Here is a 19,717-nt window from a genome sequence, read left to right as displayed (position 1 = left end):
CGTCGCGTACGCTCCTCGGTCACTGGTGAAGCTTTCCGCACAAGTAAATTCAAGTGACAACCCTGCAAAACGCAGGTTCGTTATCTCAATAAAGAAATCAGAGTTAAAATATCTTTTTCTAAGAAAGGGGAATATTTTATGAAATTGTTAAACCAAGAACCTGTTGTAAAATCTGAAATGCTTATTAGAAAACCTGTCGAAGAAGTATTTGAAGCCTTTATTAACCCTGAGATTACCACGAACTTTTGGTTCACAAAAAGCAGCGGAAAACTAGAAGTTGGAAAACGAGTTCTTTGGGAGTGGGAGATGTATGGTGTTTCGGATGAAATCTATGTGAAAGATATAGAGAATAATAAGCGGATCGTCATTGATTCCTCAGACGGCACTAAAATTGAATGGAGCTTTACTCCAATAACTGATAATGAAACATTTGTTTCCATTGAAAACTATGGATTCGTTGGCAATACTGATGAAATATTGAATCAATGTATGGACTCAATGGGGGGATATACGATAGTTCTATGTGGACTAAAAGCATTTTTAGAATATAACATCAAACTAAATCTTGTCATGGACAAAGCGCCTGATGCCCATGTAAATAAATAGTTTCAAGTAAGTCTTCGAAGGCTGAGATATTCTATAACACCGGAAAATGGAGCATCCGAGAAATAGTGCATCACATTAATCAGATAAATGAAACCAAAAGAATTCATAAAATATAAGAAAACATAAGCACCTTAAATACATTATAGTAGGGGAGAATACATTGGTAGAGTTAGTTGTCATAAGACACGGACAATCGGTTGCAGACATTGAAAATCGATTTGAAGGTCAAGCTGATTATCCATTAACTAAACTAGGTAAAAGCCAAGCGAAATTACTGGCAGAGTGGGTGCAGTGTCAATACACTCCAGACGTAATTTTTAGTAGCACGTTGAAACGAGCAAAAGAAACTGCAGAGATAATACAATCGGTTAACATTGTGGATATCATTTTTGATAATGATCTTGTAGAAAGAAGTAATGGAATTATTGCTGGGATGTTGAAAGAAGAAGCCAATATTAAGTTTCCGGTTCCGGCAAATGGTTGGAAACGACATGAGTCAGTGCAAGATGCGGAAACTGAAATCGAGGTTAGAGCTAGGGCAGAAAAGTTCATATCTAAATTGTCGTCATTTATAACTGAGAATCCTAGTTTGAAGAGGATTGCAATCGTATCGCATGGTTCGTTTATTAGCATGTTATTTAGAAGTTTCTTAAATCTACCGTATGATTCAAATGTATTTATTCCAACTGGCGATACAGGAATTCATATTTGGAAATACGAAGAGGGAATTAGAGTTATTGAGAAGATAAATATGCAGGAGCATTTGAGAGCGAATACATAGAAGAAGGAACCTTCGTATCACACCTTATGAAACCATCAAAACTAAATGAGTCCAAAACGGGAGTGCCATACACTAATGGTTGATTAACGGCGTTTATAGCCTATAAATAGCTGCATGGTTGCTGACAAAGGATGGTGAGTTCAATTAAAAAGTACATACTTTTCGATCACGATGGTGTTTTGGTTGATACTGAACTCTGGTATTACAAAGCGGGAGAGCGAGCTTTAGCTGACATTGGATTTACCTTAAATAAAGATCAATACCTCCGCGACATGACCCAGTCGTTGGGCACTTGGGCCCAAGCAAGGGCGGCAGGTATTGATGAACAGACCATCAATAAGCAACGTGAGGTCCGCAACGTTTATTATCAGGAATACCTAAGAACAGAAGCCATAGAAATTGAAGGCGTAGTAGAAACTCTAGCAGAACTTTCTAAGTACGTCCGAATGGCCATCGTGACGACTGCAAAACGTGTTGATTTTCAACTCATTCATGAGAAACGTCAAATATTACCATTCATGGAGTTCGTCCTTGTACGCGAAGACTACGAGCGCACAAAGCCGCACCCGGAACCATACTTGATCGGCCTAAAGCGATTCGGAGCTACTAAAGAAGAGACCTTGGTAGTTGAGGATTCAAACAGAGGGTTGACCTCTGCTGTGGCAGCTGGTATCGAATGTGCTATTGTCCACAACGATTTCACGAAAACACATGACTTCTCGAAGGCCAGCTATCGAATTAAACATCTAATTGAACTAAAGGACATTATTCTGAATGTAACCTAAGCTGGATGGCATCATATAACATGAAATCCATAAAAGTAACTTATCGGAGGAGATTCAAGATGTCAAAAACGTTGAAAGAATTTGAAGAGTTTACTCTTTATGTGGACTCAATTGACGAGGAACTATTATCAGTACCTATTGCTGAAGGCAAATGGACTGTAAAGGAAGTCATAAGTCATTTGATAAATTGGGATACATATAGTATTGAGAAGATGATTCCTTACATGAAAGACAATGCTATTTTACCTGAATTCATTGACCATGATACACATAATATGGTGGCTATTGAGTTAGCTAAGAATTATCAAGATAGTACTTCACTTAAGAACGAGTTTCGCGATACAAGAAAAAAACTAGTATCTTTGCTTAACAGCATCGGTTCGGATATATCGTTTAAGATAGGGAATGGAAAGAGAAAATATACGATCGATTCATATGCAAAAATATTTGTACACCATGATAAACAACATCAGAAGCAGATTGAGAATCTAAGATTTTGATATCGAATAATTTCAGAGATGGCAAGTAGATTATGAAACAATGCATTCACGCTGCGGAGCTTACGCCCCTTGCTAGCTGGAAGCAATTTTAATGATGAAAGGGAGAAAAAAATGGAGATTAAGAATAAGGAAGGAAATGTGATTGGTAAGATTGAATTTCAATCCCTGGAAAATAATAATGTTATTGATAATATCATATTGGACTTAAAACCAGGTGATGGGAAAGCCATTTATACAGCAAATGCTAACGGCAATAACTTTACTCAACAGACGAATTATGCAGCTATTAAATGGAATGGGAATTTCGATGAACTATTGAATGGTTTGCAACCTTGGAAGCCGCTATTCCCGAAACACACAGTTGAAGAGATAAATGTCTATTACGGTTTTGATAATTTATCACCTAGTGAAATAGATGATATGGCTAATGAGAGTGTTCAAACGGGAAAAAATGTAATAGTTAGGGATTTGAAACCTAATAACACTATAGTTGGTGTCAAAATCGTTTATCGATCTGATATCGGGACATATATACTTCAAATATTTGGGACAACAAAAAGTCGCATTAATATATCAGCTGACGAACATGACAAGATAACAAAAGTCGTTGTTCGTGGGAATGAGGGCTTTTTTATCTCGAATAATGATAATAATCAACTAATTTGGATTGAGGAAGATGCTAATGGCAAATCTCTTCAATATGAGATGATTGGGGTAGGATCTCAGAAAGATTTTTTTAGCATTGCGGAATCAATGATTTGACACAACGTTCCCTAAGGCAGTGAGGGTTCGCTAATGCAAGAGCGTTATGTGAAATCAGCGTAAATGCAAAACAATCAAATACTTTAAAGTGAGAGTGTAAAAGAGTGCCGAATGTGATCATACCTGAAGAAGAAGTAATAATGTCTATCAAGGGATTATATGATTTTGAAATTATTGATTGCAAGTTTAACGGTAAAAGCTTTCATGATAACTATTTTATTACAACGAATAAAGGCAACTACTTTTTAAGGATATATAAACCAAATATAAGATCAGTGCGTGATATATTGTATGAGTTGGATTTTTTGAATTTTTTATATTCACAAGGCTTGAACGTGTCATATCCAATCTTAAAAAAAGATGGAACGATTGTCACAGAAATTATAAAAGAAGAACTGAATCGGGTAATGGTTTTATTCTCTTTTGCTGCGGGCAATTATCCAAATCCAACAGAAGAAACATCTCATTTATACGGTAAATACATGGCTTCTTTTCATAACATAGCAGAAAAATTCACTTCCATTCACGAGCGATCATATAAATTTGACATCGATTATATTATAAATCAATCGCTTGAAATAATTAGACCAGCGTTGTCATACAGACCTGAGGATTTAAATTATTTTGAGAATTTATCAGAAATAATGAAAAAGAAGATTAATCATCTACCCTTATCAGAACTAACATGGGCCAGTTGCCATGGAGATCTACATTTCATGAATCAATATATTGATAAAAAAGATATAACGTTGTTTGATTTTGATTGCTGTGCACCGGGTTACCTGGCATATGATTTAGGTACTATTCGTTGGGAGTTTGCATTCACGGATGACTTATGGACACTATTTTTAGACGGCTATACCAAGGTAAGAGAAGTAAATAATACAGAACTTTCAGCAATCCCAATGTTCGCTACTATACGTAATCTATGGGTTATATCTCATAACATTAAATATAGCGATATTTATGAAGTTAATGATGAATTCTGGGATATCAATATGTACCACATCCAAAAGTGGAACAAGAAAAATAATTATATGTAGACTTATCCTAGAAGGGCGCTGATCTAAAAACAATGCCTTCAAGCTGCGGGGTGACGTAGTCATCCCTTGGTCGTTGAAATTGTGGGTGGTTCGTGAATGCAGAACGTTCAATGAAATTGCCCAATATCTTTTTGGAAGATGTAAGGAGGAGCACCATGAAGATCATTGGAATTCTCTTTTATAAAAAATTTGATTATGTGGCTTTTCCAATTGGATTCATAACGTTACTGATTATAATTATAGATTTATTTTACACAACAAAGCTGGAATCTTCTTTGTTGTGGGGTCAATTATTTATGGTATTTCTATATTATTGGGCTACTAGGGAAAGAGCAGAAAGAAATCTTAGGTTGAAGGGGATAGAACCTGTAATAGTCCTGTCGTTTTTCGGATTTCTAGTTATCTTAAGTTTCCTTGCCAATGTAATCATGATGATTGATTTAATAGTATGAAGGCCTCTCATAGAATAGGCAACTTCTCATAACACCATGTTCACGCTTCGGGGCATTGGCCCCTCGGTCCGTCTGTAGAGGATAAAAATATAAGTAGGTGAATCAATGATGTATTCTGCAGTGGTTTTAGATCTAGATGGAACACTACTTAATTCAGGAAAAAAGATTTCAGACAGAAATTACAAGAGTATTATCACTTGTCTTAATCGAGGGATGCGCGTAATTTTTGCTACTGCTCGTCCTCCAAGAGCTGTAAAAAGTTTTCTACCCAAGGAATTATTAGATGTTGGCTCTTTTGTATTTTATAATGGTGCCTTAGTTTCCAGTACCAGTCTTGGCATTAATATTCATGAACCAATTCCTTCAGTTCTCTCGGCAGAAGTTATTGATCATTGCATTAACGATAACCCAATTAATGAGATAGGGATTGAAGTACAAGATGAATGGTTTAGTCTGAAGGAGATTGATCACTCAATTGTCACCGGTGTTAAAGAAAATCCTATTGTAAAATCTCTTGAAGATCTCAAAGAATTTGATGCTACAAAAATATTGATAACTGGAGATATAAATGTAGAGATGCTCAGGGGGAAATTCAATACCAATTTAAACATAATAGTAACGGATAATGGACAGTTGATTCAGATCATGTCTAAGAGGGCATCAAAAGAACTTGGTGTCGCTAAAATTCTGGACGGGTTTGGTATACCAAACGAAGAGGTAATAGCTTTTGGTGATGATCATAATGATATCGGACTGTTTAAAATATGTGGGTGGTCAGTTGCGATGGGGAATGCAATAAAAGAATTAAAGGATATTGCAAGTAATATTACTGAAAGCAACGATCATGATGGTGTAGCAATAGAATTGGAAAGAATTTTGAGGGTATCTCAAGGTTGAAACCCGAAAAAAATTTAATGAGCAAAAAGGAGAGGGACAAAGGGAATGAAGCAAAACTTAGTTATTAAACAAGCAACCATTGCAGATCTAGAAGAACTTGCAGAATTATTTAATGCCTATCGGATGTTCTATAAGCAGTCTAGCGATGTTGAAGGAGCTAGACATTTTTTATTAGAACGGCTAGAGCGTCAAGAATCAATTATATTTGTGGCAATAGAAGCAGAACAACATAAAATAATTGGATTTACACAGTTATATCCTTCTTTTTCTTCGATATCTATGCAACGTTCTTTTATATTAAATGATTTATATGTGGAAGAGAGCTTCAGAAAATTAGGAGTTGGAAAGAAGTTGCTAGAGGCTGCTGAGCACTATACAAAACAAATGAAGGCAAAAGGAATCGAACTAACAACAGGAAAAGAGAATATAACAGCACAAAGATTATATGAAAATTATGGATACGAAAAGATCAAAGAGTATGAATATTATTATCTAACTATATAGGCGTTAAGAACGGAATCTCAGTCGTTTCCTTCGGTAACTTAAGGCAGTGAGGGTTCGCTAATGCAAAAACGTTATAGGAAATTAATGATGGAGGGAAGACAGTGAAGGCGACTAAGGATATTCTTCAAATTTGGAGGAAGTTCAATGACTTTCCAATGGAAACGATAACTAAGGCATGGTACAGCCAAATTTCTTTGGATAATAAGCAAAGAACGGTTGAGCTGATGAAGTTGCATAGAGAGAAGTATGGAACATCGGGAAATTGCTTTGACCTTGCCATTTGGTTAATTGATGAGTTTAGAAAGAATGATTTAAATTGCTATGCTATATTTACTCCACATTCGCATGTGGCCGTAGTCGTTGCTAATGAAGAAGGTAGTACGTACTTATGTGATCTGGGCGATCAATGGATTGAACCTATATTGATCGACCGACAACACGAGGAATATACTGAAGAATTCCTTGAGGGCTTCTTTCCAGGCTCTAAAATTAGGATGAATGTTCAGTCAAATCATTTAGTTGTAACTTATAGAAGACCAAATGGGAAGGATAGTAAACAAAGATTTGACCTGACTCCGATTTCTGATGATGAGTTATTAGCAGCGGGAGAGAAAACACAGAGGAAGTTAATAACTCCACTCGTTGAAAAACGATTATTTTTAGTAGATCAAGTTGCTCATTGGGAATTCGACAACTACAAAAGCTTTACTAGCTATAAAACTGGTAGGGAAAAAGAAATTGAACTTGGTAGTATGGAGGAGTGGGCAAATCGAATAAGTAGAAAAAGTGGAATAAATGAAGAAATCGTATTAAAGGCATTGAAGGTTTATTCGAAGTAGTCCCCGTATGGTGAATATACAAGAATTGATGTTAATAATTAGGGAAATATGAAAACATGTAAAAAAAGAATAAATCCGAAATTGTAAGAAGCTCCTTGGTTGAAGAGGAGGTATTACAAAGAAGCAAGCTCACCAGCACAGACGCCCACCTAAGATAAAAGCTATCTAAGGTGGGCGTCTGTTGTTATTGCAAGAACTAAGTAGCTACTGATAATTCTTGAGAGGAGATTTGGTGACGGCATGATTATAAGATCCTATAAGTTTAGTGATGCTCTAACTGAATTAATGGGAGAGTTAGGTTATCCAACAAAACCAGATATAAATCATTAGGTTTTGAAATATAGACATAGCTGATGTGCTTGAAACAACAGAAAGGTAGGAGATGAAACATTGAAGAAAATCCTGCTCGTATTATTTGTAATTCTAATGACTGCTTGTACAGGAAACAATAACCAAGTTGATTTCTCAACTTGGAATGAAGATGATGTATACAACTTCCTTGAAGAAGTTCAACTGAAGGTAAGAGAATTACCAGTAGAGACAACCTCGAAAGATCAGGTCATTCAACAGTATGAGTTATATTTTGCACCTGAATTAAGTAAGGAGATCGTTGATTCACTTTATATTGAAACTGAAACTGGTTGGAAGATACCCGACGGAGATGCGGGTTATATTTTCTTTGTGCCTAGCAAGGGGACCGAAGAAAGTGAGGTAACGATTGAATTCACCAAAGAATACGCTAAAATCAGAGAGGTTTATGAATTTGGGATGTTTAAGGAAATTGAATATACTATTGCTTTGATAGATAATAAACCAATAATAACAGAATGGAAACGAATATTTGATTAAATCAAGCCTCCGGTAAACCAGTTCGACTACGCTGTCAGAGTCACTGACTATCTTATACGCCACTGCATAAGCTCTTCAGTCAGCTTGTAACATAGAAAGCAAGAACGTTAACTGAAAGATACGCAAATCTTAATCTTATAGTGAGGATGATTCGTTTGGAAAAAGGTATTATTGTGCTGTTGAACGGAACTTCAAGCTCAGGAAAAACTAGTATTTCTCTTGAATTGTTAAATCGGAGCGAAATTCCTTTTCATCATTTATCAATAGATGATTTTATCAAGGATTTTTTCAATAAATATTCACATATTGAACCTGCTAGAGAAGTAGATCAGCAAGTTATCGCACAAATAATGTTTGATCCTATAGCCTCGTTGTTCTTTTCGACAATTAAATTGTTTTCTGAAATGGGTTTGAATGTAGTAGTAGATACTGTAATCGAAAATGACAAGTGGTTTAATGAGTGTCTTGATCAATTTTTTGACCATCCAACATTATTTATAGGTGTAATATGCTCCCAAGAAGAACTCAAAAGAAGAGAGAAAGCAAGAGGAGATAGAGATATTGGGCTAGCAGCTTCACAGTTCAGCAAAGTATATTTTATGGATGAATATGACATTAAAGTAAATACTGAAGAGCTGAGTCCAGCAGAATGTGCCGAGGAGATATTAAGTTTTATTAAGTTCAATAAGGAATACTCGGTATTTAAGAAATTATCGAAAAGAAACGTTAGTGTTACGTAGAAGGTGAGGCGTATTCATCAGATAACACCAGGTTATTCGACAGAAGTTAAATTGAATGAGAGGGTGTAGTATGGTGAGCTATTCTAATTTTGATTTTTTAAAGGGGAATTACCCTGAACTATTTCTTCTTGCAACGAATGCAGAAGATTTGATCGCCATAGACCCTTTTGCCGCAATGATAAATATTCAGAAGTTAATGAGAGGCGTCATTAAAATGATAGTTGGAAATACCGGGATAGTCACAAGTGATCACCATATGGATGGAGTTATTCATTCCTTATGGAAGAATAAGCTGATTGAGGATGACATGTATCACATAATAAGAGAGATTGAACTTTTCGACAGTAGAGAAAGCGAGATAATCATTGATCTATCTAGGGTCGAACATGTTTTTTTAAGAATGTATGATGTTACGGTCTGGTTTTATAAGTCATATGTAAATGATGCATTTGTCCCCAATTCATTTGTTAATCCTGTCTTAAAGAAAACGCCCCCGCTGGTTGTAAAGCGAGAAAAAGAAAAAGAATTACCTGTTCAACTTATAAATATTGACGGAACAATTTCTAAAGGAGAGTGGATTGATAGCCTAAAATCACTCGATAATTATGTAATTAATCATTATGAAAATGGTGAACGATACGAAGGCCAGTTCGTTAAGGAATTGAAGCATGGTAGAGGAATTTATACGTGGCAGGATGGAACAGTGTATATAGGACATTGGAATAATGATCTTGAGCATGGTTATGGTGAGAAGCTATATGCAAATGGGGATGTTTATCGAGGATATTGGAAGTACGGAGCTTTTGATGCTCAAGGTACATATGTCTGGAAAAACGGTCAAACTTATGAGGGGCAATGGAAAGATGGATTAGAACACGGGTATGGGACAAAGACAACAACGAATGGTATAAAAACTCGTGGTCTTTGGAATTACGGTGAGTCGAAGCAGGAGTGAGAACGCTTAATAATTATAACTTGGAAAAGAGGTGGATAGATGATTAGAGATATCGAATCAAAATACACAGAAAAGTTTGAGACACTCATACGACTGCAAGAGAAGGTGAAGCAGATTCATCCATTGCTACAAGAACAATTTCCAATAGTGGTTGTTGAAAATAAGCAACTGAACATTTTTGAGTATGAAAAAGGTAGATATTATTTATCGCATGTTGAACCTGATACTATGAATATACCGGTTGGTGTCAGAGCCGCTTTTCCATTAGAATGTGTTCGGAATCAAGCTGTTGTCGTTGTAACTGGAGAAGTATTCGACACGATTAATGAGCAAGTAGTCATATTTCACGAGTTTGTCCATTGTTATCAATATCATACTTGCGAAATGCAATTAAGAGAGACCTTTGAATTAGCTAAACGATCAGTTAATACTGAAAATTATTCGTGGGAATTAGATTACGCGTTTCCTTATTCGGACAATCAATACATAGAAAACACGAGGTTATTATTTGAGAGTCTAGATAAGAAAAACAACAAGCTTATAGATTTAAACAGGAGAAAACTGAAAGAATGCTTGAGTTGTGAACAAGTTGAATATATGGTTTGGCAAGAATGGAAAGAGGGATTTGCAAGATACATTGAGAATCAGATTAAAGTTTCTCTTGGACTTCCGACAAATCATGGCGGAAGAGATGAGCCTTACAGACGTATTACTTTTTATGAGATGGGTTCGCAATTGATTAGTCTTATCGTTAAAAATTCTCCGGACTCTTTGTATCGTATTGATGAACTCTATTATGCATTAAAAAATGATGCGTTCTTTGAATAATACCTTTTCACACCAAAACAAAGGAATAAATTATTCAGAAAGCAGTAAGAGTGCTGGAGTCTATGAAAATTGATGACATAAAGATTGTAGAGGAATTGACAGAAGGGATAACAAAAGACATTGTGAAAATATAATGACATAAACGACCTAATAAAGATGTCAGGGATGATTATTTTTTATTATGTAGAGAAAGGAAGCTTTAATGCCTAAAATAATAACACTGCTGGTCCTATTGATGGTTCCAATTTTATTATCGAGTTGTATGCAAGATAATAAGTCTATGTTACTCGGAGCTTGGGAAGCCGAACAAGTAAGCCAAATTGTTGGAAGTGACGATAAGTTAGGACATTATAATCATTTGGAAGTAACGGAGAACAATGTTCATGCTAAAACATTTAATTTAGTATCGATAGAAGGAGGGGATTTACAAAAGCAGTATAATGAGAAAGAAAAAAATATGAATTACCAATGGCGAACTGAAAAAGAAATTCTAATACAAGACTCATTGTATGAAATTGAATTAAAGAGAGACAAACTGGTATTGAAAAATAAAAGTATTGAAATACATTATAAAAAAATCTAGCACTACAAATTTCATATTTGCGGTAGATCTTGCGAATGAGATAACAACAACTAACGATGAAGATGGAGTAGCACTGGTATTTGAAAAGCTATGTGGGTAGCTAACATATCACCAATCGTCAAGCGTAAATGGAGGATTTATGAGCGAAATAAATATTAAGAGGTTGACTACTTCACAAGAAGCGGAATTATTAGATCATAAATTTTCAGAACAATATAAATGGTATAAACGAGGGGATTATTATCAGAGATGTCTCCAAGAGAATATTGCAGGTAGCAGGATTACATTAATGGCCTATTATGCAGACCAACTTGCGGGTTGTTGTCATGTGCTTTTGAATTCAGAGTACCCTTATTTTAGAGATAATCATATACCAGAGATTAATGATCTGAACGTATTTGTGGAGTATCGAAGAAAAAGGATTGCAAGTAAAATGTTTGATGAATTAGAGACTATTGTATCCCACACATCGAGATATATAGGTATTGGAGTAGGACTTTATAAAGACTATGGAAATGCTCAAAGAATGTATAACTCAAGAGGATATGTAATGGACGGTAATGGAATAACATATAAGAATGTTCAAGTAGAACCTGGTAAATCAGTGATAGTAGATGATGATTTAGTCATTTATTTAATCAAAGAATTAAAGTGAAAGTTGTGAGTAAGTTAACTTAGTAAAAAAGACTGGAGTTAAAAAATATGGGAAAAAACATTAATAAGATATTAGGAATAATACTTATTGTTATGAGTGGGATTATTTACACAATGGAAAATATTACAGAAAAAATCTCATCTGCACTTGTCGCTACAGGATATGCCATCACAGGGATTGGAGTAGATCGTACTGGTAATAATATTGGTTTGTTCGAAAATTTCTTTGTATGGTTGTTTCTTCTTGTAGGGTTTATTTTACTTGCATCTGGATTTTCTAAGGAACGAAAATGAAACGAGGGATAAAGCAAAGTGAGTCAGGAAGAAGTGTTAAAAGGCGGTAATGTTAATCATATTGTTCGGAGGTCGGATACTGTTATCCGTCCTACAGGGCCTTGGAGTACATGTGTACATGAACTACTCAAACATCTAGAAAAGCAAGGATTTGAAGGAGCACCAAGGTTCCTTGAAATCGATGAATTCGGACGAGAGATATTGACGTTTATTCCTGGTGAAGTTGCTGGTAACGACTATCCAAATCTTCAACCATATATGTGGGCAGATGAATCACTTGTGGGCTTGGCACGGCTCTTGCGAGATTTTCACGATGCAACTGAAGGAATGCTGCTCAAGTCGAATGGCAGATGGCAGCTTAGCTATGTTGGTGAAGAGAAACATGAAGTGATTTGTCATAATGATGCAGCGTTATATAATGTTGTATTTAAACAGGGAGTTCCAGTGGCATTGATTGATTTTGATATGGCGGGGCCTGGACCGCGCATGTGGGATATTGCGTATACACTGTACACATCTGTACCGCTCGCAAGCTTCATGCCTGACTATAATTCTGGAGGAACGGTGCCTTACCAATCAGAGCAACATGCAGCAGAGCGCAAACGGCGAATCAATTTGTTTTTTGAATCGTATGGTATTCCTGTTCCTAGTGACCTACGAAAATGGATTACAAAACGATTGACTACATTATGCGAAACGTTAAGAAATGGTGCTGCCGAAGGAAATCTTGCCTTCAAAAAAATGGTTGATGAAGGTCACCTGGAACACTATGAGCGCGAGATTCAATTTGTTATAGATCACTTTGATGAATGGAGAAAAAACTAATTGTTTTTCTTCTTACCGCCACCTTGCAGTGCAAAAAATGGGAAATGAAAGGGAAATGAAGTGAAGTTTCGACATACAATATTAGTTACAATCGTTATGTTAGCGTTAGTTTGGTTTTGGAATGAGTACAGATCGTCAACCGTAGAAGTTGTAACGATTAAGAGCATTAATGAAAAAGAAATGACTGTGATGAATTTGAGTAATAGAGAAAGAGTTGTAGCAGTGCCACTTGATCTTTCACGATTGATTGATTTAGAAAGCCAATACACAATTGTATATGACAAAAGGCTACTAGATAAACATAGATTGAGAAAGATATTGTCTAGTAGCAACTTAGCAAGAGAGGAATGACAAGATGTGCGACTCATCACTTTAATACTTGGGGGAGTTCTATTCATAACGGCTTTGACAGGCTTCTCAGCTAAAGACACGGGAGCCAATTGAAGTAACAACCGGCCAAGCCGTAGAAGTTAAAGATGAGCAAGTGATATTGATCTTTGGTCCAGAAGAAAATGTAGATATAAAGCTGGGCAAGATTGATGGAGAAACGAATTTTATTCCTAATAGTAAGGGCGAATTATTCGTCTCTATGAAAAATCCCGAAAGGCTGTTTCTAGAAACAAACGAGCTTAAATTAGTTATAAAAGAGAAGGAGAGCGAGGTCATAGTAAATGCTCCTTTTATCATCAAAAGATAGGGACAGATCATATTAATAGAAAAAATAAATACTGCAGGGAAGAACGAATGTACTAGTTATGAAACTGGGATTGGGGTAAAATGCGGATACTCTCCTCTTCGAGGAAGGGGTGCACATGAAAAAAAATATTTTAAAAATAATAATCACTTTAGTAGTCTTTAGTGTATTAGTCTGGAGTTCACGTACAACAAGTACAAGCTCTACTGTAGTCATTAAAGAAGTAGGGGTAAATGAGATTGTCGTTGAGACCTCTGATCAGGGAAATCAAGTAATAAAAATTCATAGTACTTTGCAACACTTAATTTTTGAGGATAAGAGATATTATATTAAATATACGAAAAAAAGATGGGGCAAACCTACACTAGACTATATCGAACCGGAATTAAACTGATAATTTTAAGAATAGGTATTATTGCCCAAGTAGCTTGATAACTTATCAAAAAACTAAACTAATAAACGAAGACTTAAAACTAATCAAGGGTAAGTTAGGGCTATTAAATGAAGATCCAGAAGCGAAAAGTGAAATGGAAGGGCAATGACCGTATGAGATTAATAAAAAAAGCGATTGTAAAATAACCATAAAGAGGTTCGCCCTGAATCTGGAAGCGATCGTTTGGACCAAGAAGGGGGAGGGATTCCGTGACAGCTTGGGAAACGGCATTAGACAGCTTTCTTAATCATTGGAAAGACAGAGAAGAGGTTATAGGGATATTGGTTTGTGGTAGTTATGTTACTGGCAACCCATCGAAACGTTCAGATATTGATGTACATATTATCATAAAAGATGAACTTGACTGGAGAGAGCGCGGAAATCAATATGAGCATGGATATCTAATTGAGTACTTTGTAAATCCACCTAAGCAAATTAGAAGTTACTTTAACGAAGATTATAATGATCACCGTACAATGTCTATGGTTCAATTTTTATCTGGAAAAGTCATTTCAGATAAGCTTGGAATTGTACAAGAACTAATCGAAGAGGCGCGTATGTGGAAGGAAAAGCAGTATGAAAAATTAGCTGCTCCAGTAGTCGAAATTAAGAAGTACCAATTGTGGGATACGCTGGACAATGTATTAGATTGTTATGAAGAAGGCAGAAGTGATTTTGATATGGTGTATTATAATGCCCTCCAAAATCTGTATCGCGAGTATTGTTCTATTCTTTGTATTGAGGAGGTTCCGTACTATCAGATAGCTCGTTATTTTACTGACCCTATATATTTGCAGAAGTATCTAAAGGAACCGTTTCCTGATATGTACTTTTGTCAGCACTATATACATGCAATGGAGACCAGTCATCGTGAAGGTAAGATCAAAGTGTTCAAAGAGCTGACCGAATATGTGCTCAATAAAGCTGGAGGATTTAACATTGATGGCTGGAAGCTAAAAAGTAAAATAGACTTGCTGTAGTAAAAGTACGAAAAGATAAGTCAAAATCGTCTAAAAATGTAAACCTATGTTAAAATAGAATAAGCAATGATCGTAAGCATGTTCTGCAAGTATGGTTGATATTCATTTAATTGAAAACCTACAAGGAGCATGCTTTTGGTTTAATATACAACCGTCTACCTAGTAACTTAAAAGGAATGATTTTTTGATAAAAAATCTATCCTATATTCCGTTGATGAGGTCATTAAGACAAACGAAAATATTGAGCATAATGGCAGGATTGCTATCGCTTATATTTGTGACGATAGAATCTTAATAGATTTGAATCTTTGGAAAAAAGGTGAGGACCAATACTTACTACTTTGTGAGAGTGTAAACCCAGTAGAATGTTCTGGGAGGTTTTTTTGTAATTTTGAAACATGGTTAGAGCGTGTTCTTATAGCGCAGGGTCATAAATATTGGTACTGGAAAACAGAGCGAGTATAGGTGTGAGGAATAGCATATAGCATCGATTTCCTGAAGAGAGCTATGAAAGCATATTCTTGCGAGGTGATTGAAATAAAGACAATATTGTTTACTGGCGGGGGTTCTGCTGGACATGTGACGGTTAATTTAGCTTTGATTCCTAAGTTTGTTGATATGGGTTGGGATGTAAAGTATTTGGGCTCTACACATGGTATTGAAAAAGAACTTATTAAGCAAACTACTAATGTAGAGTACCTCAGCATTTCAACAGGAAAGTTAAGACGATATCTGGATTTGGAAAACCTAAAAGATCCATTTCGTGTTATTAAAGGAATTTATCAAGCATATCGACTGATAAAAGCAATGAAGCCTGATGTAGTTTTTTCAAAAGGCGGTTTTGTCTCCGTCCCTGTTGTTTTAGGAGCATGGATGAATCGCGTACCAATTATTATTCATGAATCAGATATCACTCCTGGCTTAGCTAACAGGATTGCTATGCCTTTTGCTTCAAAAATATGCGCGACTTTTCCTGAAGCAAAAGAACATATGAAGAGTGATAAGGCGTTATATGTTGGAGCCATTATTAGAGAAGAGCTTAAGAGCGGCAGTGCAATTAAAGGAATGACGTTTTGTGATTTTACAAGAAACAAACCAATCATCATGTGTATGGGAGGGAGTCTCGGGTCACAACGAATTAATGAAATACTTAGGCGAAATTTGGATGATTTATTGAGCAGATTTCAGATTGTTCATATTTGTGGTAAAGGACAAATTGATCAATCATACCTTACATATCGTGGATACAAGCAATTTGAATATGTATACGGTGAATTGGTCGATATGTTAGCGATGAGCGACATTGTTATATCAAGAGCGGGATCTAACTCTATATTTGAATTTCTATCACTAAAAAAACCAATGTTATTAATTCCTCTATCAAGAGAAGCAAGTAGAGGAGATCAAGTATTAAATGCTTTATCCTTTAAGTCATCGGGTTATTGTGAAGTTTTATTAGAAGAGGACATGGATGATATTTCATTTAAGGAAGCAATTCATAGTGTATTTGAAAATAGGTTCGAAATGATTGAGAGAATGAATAAGAGCGAAAATGATAATGCAATAACCAAAGTAATGCAGATTATTACAGCGAATTCTCTGTAAGGATAGTAGGTCGTAATGGATGTCACAGTTCAAGGAAAACAAGCGACAATCGCTTATTTTACGGACAATCCTAGCGAGACAGTATCTATTGAAACGATTTTTCTACCTTCAACGGTTTTGCATTAGGGATTGAACATCTTTTTTATGGGGGTTCAAGAGTTACTATGATTGAATGCCCCTGGTGTGCTTCCAATGTGGTGGTTATTAATGGTATATGCCCAGAATGTAAGCACGAGGTTCTACTAGACTAGGAGGGCAAATGTATGTCAGATTTTAATGCTGACGGGAATCTATTTCGAGGAATTCAGTGGTCAACTAAAGGAGTTCAAATGATAAGACTAAAAATGCTTATAAGTTGTATTTTATTTTCGTTAATTTTGAGCGGTTGTACGAATAAAACAGATGGAGCTATTTATTTCGTTGGAATAGACGAAATTAAGAATGTGAAGGTTGACGAGGCATTTGAAATTACTGGATATCTACAAAACAATTCAAAGAAAGCACTAGATATTTCACATGGTTCAGCAATGTTTACCTATGAAATCTATGGTGAAGATGGAGTTCAAATTCTTCCTAGTAATACTGTTCTTTTTCGAAACGATGTCGGTTATACAGTGACGATTGATTCGTATGAAGAATATAGAAATAATGGGGAAGATCAAAGAAGTATAGAATATTATCAATTTCTAATAACAGAGCCAGGAGTTTATAAGGTGAAAACAAATGTTGAATTTTCGGTTCTAAATGAGGATAAAGAAGATCTCATCAATATCTCGAGTGATTGGAAACAATTTATAGTGGAATAGGGATAATTAAATCGATTTAAAAAGGAGAAAACAATGAAGGATCTGCAATATGTTATTTATGCCGCTATATTAGGTATTGTCTCATTTTTCACAGGAGAAATCGTCACATTCATTATGCTGGGCATCATATTAATGGCATTATCTAATATGTTAAAAGTACAAAAGGAAATTTTGAAGAAACTAGAAAATCAGAGCATCCAGAACGACCAGAAAGAAGAGTAATTTTAATCAGTTGTTAGCCTCTTCTTCATAGGATATGCAATCCCCATGGAAACAAGTGGGATAAATGGTACAAAGGGTTTTAACCATTCGAGCGAATAAAAAATCGGTACTAGTAAGCTTGTTATTCCAAAGAACATACTTAGCATCGATTTTTTCCTTAATCCATTAAAAATTAACACTAATCCTAAAGCTACAAGCAGTATAGAAAAAGCAATCCACCAGTTCATATTCTCACCTCTCCCTATATTATACATAACTATACTACGAATTCATATTTCCTAAAAACCACCTCAATGGATGTGATGTTCTTAAGATGAAAAAAACATATCGTTTTAATTCAATCGAAACTGAAAATATTTTCAACCGATTTGGCAAGTCTTTCTATAATAAGGTCTTAACAGATATCAGTGCATACTCGTTTAAATGGAACCTCTCTATCATTGAACTAATACAATCGTATTCTGCTAACCTAGTGTTTAAGTGTTACTCTGACGACAATGGAGATGCTCTTCTGAAAATAGGTGGGCCAGCTATAGGAGGAATACTTACGGAATACAACACATTGCTTGAGTATAACGGCAAGCCATTCTGTAAGGTATATGAAGCTGATTTAAGCAATAATGTTATGTTGGCAGAGTGGATACACCCAGGTACGCCTCTTAGGGATGAGGATTGTCTAGATAAAAGGCTCTCTGTTTTTCTGAACATATACCGAAATTTACATAAAGAACCTTCAAATTCAGAAATCTACCCGACATACACAGAATGGGTAATCAGAATTACAGAATATATGAGTTCGCGACAAGATTGTCATGCGTTTTACTTGCATATGCAAAAAGCAAAAGAAATATGTTTGTCTATCTCCAAAGAATACTCTCGCAGGATGTTGCTTCACGGCGATTTTCACCACGATAATATTTTATTAGGTAGTCGTGGCGATTATATGATTATCGATCCAAAGGGTGTAATTGGCGACCCAGTATTTGATATTCCAAGGTTTATCTTAAATGAATTTGGTGATGACATTACTCCCGAGCTATACACTAAAATTAACAGAATTATTTCTAATTTTGAAGCTAACTTAAATATTCCCAACGAAGTTATAAGGAAATGTCTTTATGTTGAGACGGTCATGGGAACATGCTGGTGCCTAGAGAGCGGAGCAACGATTGATGAGTATCCAAAATTAATGGAGAGTATTGCATTTGCTGAATCTATTATGGATTGCTAATGCTATTACTTGACCAAAAAGTTAGGAGAGAATTAGCTTATGATTACGATTTATGATTGGTTTGGGTGTAGATTATCGAATAAGGAACGTTTTCAGTTAATCCAAGAGGCTGGATTTGATGGTGTTTTATTATGGTGGAGTGATGGTTTTGATCGTGACTGTTTTGGAAAAAACGACTATCGAAAAGGACCACAAATTGCGCGAGAAGCGGGGCTTTTTATAGAAAATATCCATGTACCGGTGCATGGCGAGAATAGCCTTTGGCTTGACAACCTTGATGGCGAAACGGTATTTGACAGCTACTTGCAATGTATTGAAGACTGCTCAACATTTGAAATTCCGACTATGGTCGTGCATCTGCCTAACGAAGAGAATCGATGTAACACATTAGGACTGGAAAGAATGAAGAGAATAGCCGAAACAGCAGAACGACTTGGTGTTAATGTTGCACTGGAGAATTTATGGAACTATTCTAACCTAGCATACGTGCTGGAACAGGTAGATTCTCAGCGTATCGGGTTCTGCTATGATTGTGGACACCACTATCGTTATTATCCAGAAGAAGATTTTTTATCAATGTTTGGCTCGCGGATGATGGCCATACATTTACATGATAATAACGGAAGTCATGCCCAACACGGGTTACCCTATGACGGATCGCTTGATTGGTCTACCATTATGAAAAATATTACGGCAGCGAATTATTCGGGTCCGATTGCAATAGAGGCGATGAATTGGGATTATGAGCATTTGTCGGTTAAAGAGTTTTTGCATAAAGCATATGAGCGAGCAAAAAAACTTGAAGCATTAGATTAGAGAAGTAGACAAGAGGAAATGCCCATAGATGTA

At 35.8% G+C, this 19,717-nt stretch carries 27 protein-coding genes; 26 read left to right on the top strand and 1 reads right to left on the bottom strand.

What is annotated here, in order from left to right; genetic code table 11:
- The first annotated feature begins 138 nt into the window (after positions 1–138).
- The 24 genes from ACFP56_RS10700 (at position 139) to ACFP56_RS10585 (ending at position 17,637) form a co-directional block, all read left to right on the top strand.
- Positions 139–606 carry an SRPBCC family protein gene (locus ACFP56_RS10700; protein WP_379234192.1) on the top strand — a complete coding sequence of 156 codons (468 nt, stop codon included), beginning with the start codon at positions 139–141 and terminating at the stop codon, positions 604–606.
- Between the two features lie 160 nt (positions 607–766).
- Positions 767–1,387 (top strand): histidine phosphatase family protein, encoded by a 621-nt coding sequence (locus ACFP56_RS10695; RefSeq protein WP_379234190.1) that lies wholly within the window; start codon positions 767–769, stop codon positions 1,385–1,387.
- A gap of 131 nt (positions 1,388–1,518) precedes the next feature.
- Positions 1,519–2,172: an HAD family hydrolase gene (locus ACFP56_RS10690; RefSeq protein ID WP_379234188.1), complete on the top strand. Its 654-nt coding sequence runs from the start codon at positions 1,519–1,521 to the stop codon at positions 2,170–2,172.
- A gap of 59 nt (positions 2,173–2,231) precedes the next feature.
- Positions 2,232–2,672, top strand: coding sequence for a DinB family protein (locus ACFP56_RS10685; protein ID WP_379234186.1), 441 nt, complete (start codon positions 2,232–2,234; stop codon positions 2,670–2,672).
- Positions 2,673–2,783: 111 nt separating this feature from the next.
- Positions 2,784–3,434, top strand: coding sequence for a hypothetical protein (locus ACFP56_RS10680; RefSeq protein ID WP_379234184.1), 651 nt, complete (start codon positions 2,784–2,786; stop codon positions 3,432–3,434).
- A gap of 104 nt (positions 3,435–3,538) precedes the next feature.
- The gene (locus ACFP56_RS10675; protein WP_379234182.1) at positions 3,539–4,477 is read left to right on the top strand and encodes a phosphotransferase; all 939 of its coding nucleotides are present in this window, start codon (positions 3,539–3,541) and stop codon (positions 4,475–4,477) included.
- A 155-nt stretch (positions 4,478–4,632) separates the two neighbouring features.
- Positions 4,633–4,929 carry a hypothetical protein gene (locus ACFP56_RS10670; protein WP_379234180.1) on the top strand — a complete coding sequence of 99 codons (297 nt, stop codon included), beginning with the start codon at positions 4,633–4,635 and terminating at the stop codon, positions 4,927–4,929.
- 108 nt (positions 4,930–5,037) lie between these two features.
- Positions 5,038–5,826 carry an HAD family hydrolase gene (locus ACFP56_RS10665; protein ID WP_379234178.1) on the top strand — a complete coding sequence of 263 codons (789 nt, stop codon included), beginning with the start codon at positions 5,038–5,040 and terminating at the stop codon, positions 5,824–5,826.
- A 45-nt stretch (positions 5,827–5,871) separates the two neighbouring features.
- Positions 5,872–6,330, top strand: a complete 459-nt coding sequence (locus tag ACFP56_RS10660) for a GNAT family N-acetyltransferase (RefSeq protein ID WP_379234176.1) — start codon at positions 5,872–5,874, stop codon at positions 6,328–6,330.
- Positions 6,331–6,431: 101 nt separating this feature from the next.
- Positions 6,432–7,169 (top strand): hypothetical protein, encoded by a 738-nt coding sequence (locus ACFP56_RS10655; RefSeq protein WP_379234174.1) that lies wholly within the window; start codon positions 6,432–6,434, stop codon positions 7,167–7,169.
- A 390-nt stretch (positions 7,170–7,559) separates the two neighbouring features.
- Positions 7,560–8,018 carry a hypothetical protein gene (locus ACFP56_RS10650; protein WP_379234172.1) on the top strand — a complete coding sequence of 153 codons (459 nt, stop codon included), beginning with the start codon at positions 7,560–7,562 and terminating at the stop codon, positions 8,016–8,018.
- 155 nt (positions 8,019–8,173) lie between these two features.
- The gene (locus ACFP56_RS10645; protein ID WP_379234170.1) at positions 8,174–8,758 is read left to right on the top strand and encodes a chloramphenicol phosphotransferase CPT family protein; all 585 of its coding nucleotides are present in this window, start codon (positions 8,174–8,176) and stop codon (positions 8,756–8,758) included.
- A 70-nt stretch (positions 8,759–8,828) separates the two neighbouring features.
- The gene (locus tag ACFP56_RS10640; protein ID WP_379234168.1) at positions 8,829–9,713 is read left to right on the top strand and encodes an MORN repeat-containing protein; all 885 of its coding nucleotides are present in this window, start codon (positions 8,829–8,831) and stop codon (positions 9,711–9,713) included.
- A gap of 39 nt (positions 9,714–9,752) precedes the next feature.
- Complete coding sequence (locus ACFP56_RS10635) at positions 9,753–10,541, top strand: hypothetical protein (protein ID WP_379234166.1); 789 nt, start codon at positions 9,753–9,755, stop codon at positions 10,539–10,541.
- A 202-nt stretch (positions 10,542–10,743) separates the two neighbouring features.
- Positions 10,744–11,124, top strand: coding sequence for a hypothetical protein (locus ACFP56_RS10630; protein WP_379234164.1), 381 nt, complete (start codon positions 10,744–10,746; stop codon positions 11,122–11,124).
- Between the two features lie 139 nt (positions 11,125–11,263).
- Complete coding sequence (locus ACFP56_RS10625; protein WP_379234162.1) at positions 11,264–11,779, top strand: GNAT family N-acetyltransferase; 516 nt, start codon at positions 11,264–11,266, stop codon at positions 11,777–11,779.
- Between the two features lie 47 nt (positions 11,780–11,826).
- Positions 11,827–12,072: a hypothetical protein gene (locus tag ACFP56_RS10620; protein ID WP_379234160.1), complete on the top strand. Its 246-nt coding sequence runs from the start codon at positions 11,827–11,829 to the stop codon at positions 12,070–12,072.
- A gap of 18 nt (positions 12,073–12,090) precedes the next feature.
- Complete coding sequence (locus ACFP56_RS10615) at positions 12,091–12,897, top strand: aminoglycoside phosphotransferase family protein (protein WP_379234158.1); 807 nt, start codon at positions 12,091–12,093, stop codon at positions 12,895–12,897.
- 490 nt (positions 12,898–13,387) lie between these two features.
- Positions 13,388–13,594: a hypothetical protein gene (locus ACFP56_RS10610; RefSeq protein ID WP_379234156.1), complete on the top strand. Its 207-nt coding sequence runs from the start codon at positions 13,388–13,390 to the stop codon at positions 13,592–13,594.
- 115 nt (positions 13,595–13,709) lie between these two features.
- The gene (locus ACFP56_RS10605; RefSeq protein ID WP_379234154.1) at positions 13,710–13,985 is read left to right on the top strand and encodes a hypothetical protein; all 276 of its coding nucleotides are present in this window, start codon (positions 13,710–13,712) and stop codon (positions 13,983–13,985) included.
- Positions 13,986–14,233: 248 nt separating this feature from the next.
- A complete protein-coding gene (locus tag ACFP56_RS10600) occupies positions 14,234–15,004 on the top strand; it encodes a nucleotidyltransferase domain-containing protein (RefSeq protein ID WP_379234152.1) in 771 nt (256 codons plus the stop codon).
- Positions 15,005–15,511: 507 nt separating this feature from the next.
- A complete protein-coding gene (locus ACFP56_RS10595) occupies positions 15,512–16,609 on the top strand; it encodes an undecaprenyldiphospho-muramoylpentapeptide beta-N-acetylglucosaminyltransferase (RefSeq protein ID WP_379234150.1) in 1,098 nt (365 codons plus the stop codon).
- A 263-nt stretch (positions 16,610–16,872) separates the two neighbouring features.
- Positions 16,873–17,415 (top strand): hypothetical protein, encoded by a 543-nt coding sequence (locus ACFP56_RS10590; protein ID WP_379234148.1) that lies wholly within the window; start codon positions 16,873–16,875, stop codon positions 17,413–17,415.
- Positions 17,416–17,448: 33 nt separating this feature from the next.
- Positions 17,449–17,637, top strand: coding sequence for a hypothetical protein (locus ACFP56_RS10585; protein ID WP_379234146.1), 189 nt, complete (start codon positions 17,449–17,451; stop codon positions 17,635–17,637).
- Positions 17,638–17,639: 2 nt separating this feature from the next.
- On the opposite strand, the gene ACFP56_RS10580 is transcribed toward ACFP56_RS10585, so the two are convergent.
- Positions 17,640–17,864 carry a hypothetical protein gene (locus ACFP56_RS10580; protein ID WP_379234144.1) on the bottom strand — a complete coding sequence of 75 codons (225 nt, stop codon included), beginning with the start codon at positions 17,862–17,864 and terminating at the stop codon, positions 17,640–17,642.
- Positions 17,865–17,950: 86 nt separating this feature from the next.
- Here ACFP56_RS10580 and ACFP56_RS10575 point away from each other — a divergent pair, with 86 nt between their 5' ends.
- Both ACFP56_RS10575 and ACFP56_RS10570 read left to right on the top strand, forming a co-directional pair.
- Positions 17,951–18,868, top strand: coding sequence for an aminoglycoside phosphotransferase family protein (locus tag ACFP56_RS10575; RefSeq protein WP_379234142.1), 918 nt, complete (start codon positions 17,951–17,953; stop codon positions 18,866–18,868).
- Positions 18,869–18,907: 39 nt separating this feature from the next.
- Positions 18,908–19,684 carry a sugar phosphate isomerase/epimerase family protein gene (locus ACFP56_RS10570; protein ID WP_379234140.1) on the top strand — a complete coding sequence of 259 codons (777 nt, stop codon included), beginning with the start codon at positions 18,908–18,910 and terminating at the stop codon, positions 19,682–19,684.
- Positions 19,685–19,717 lie beyond the last annotated feature (33 nt).

Origin of the sequence: Paenibacillus septentrionalis (assembly GCF_042659865.1) — a bacterium.
Lineage (GTDB): Bacteria > Bacillota > Bacilli > Paenibacillales > Paenibacillaceae > Pristimantibacillus > Pristimantibacillus septentrionalis.
Note: the sequence above shows the minus strand (reverse complement) of the source record. Positions and strands in the feature narration are given on the sequence as shown.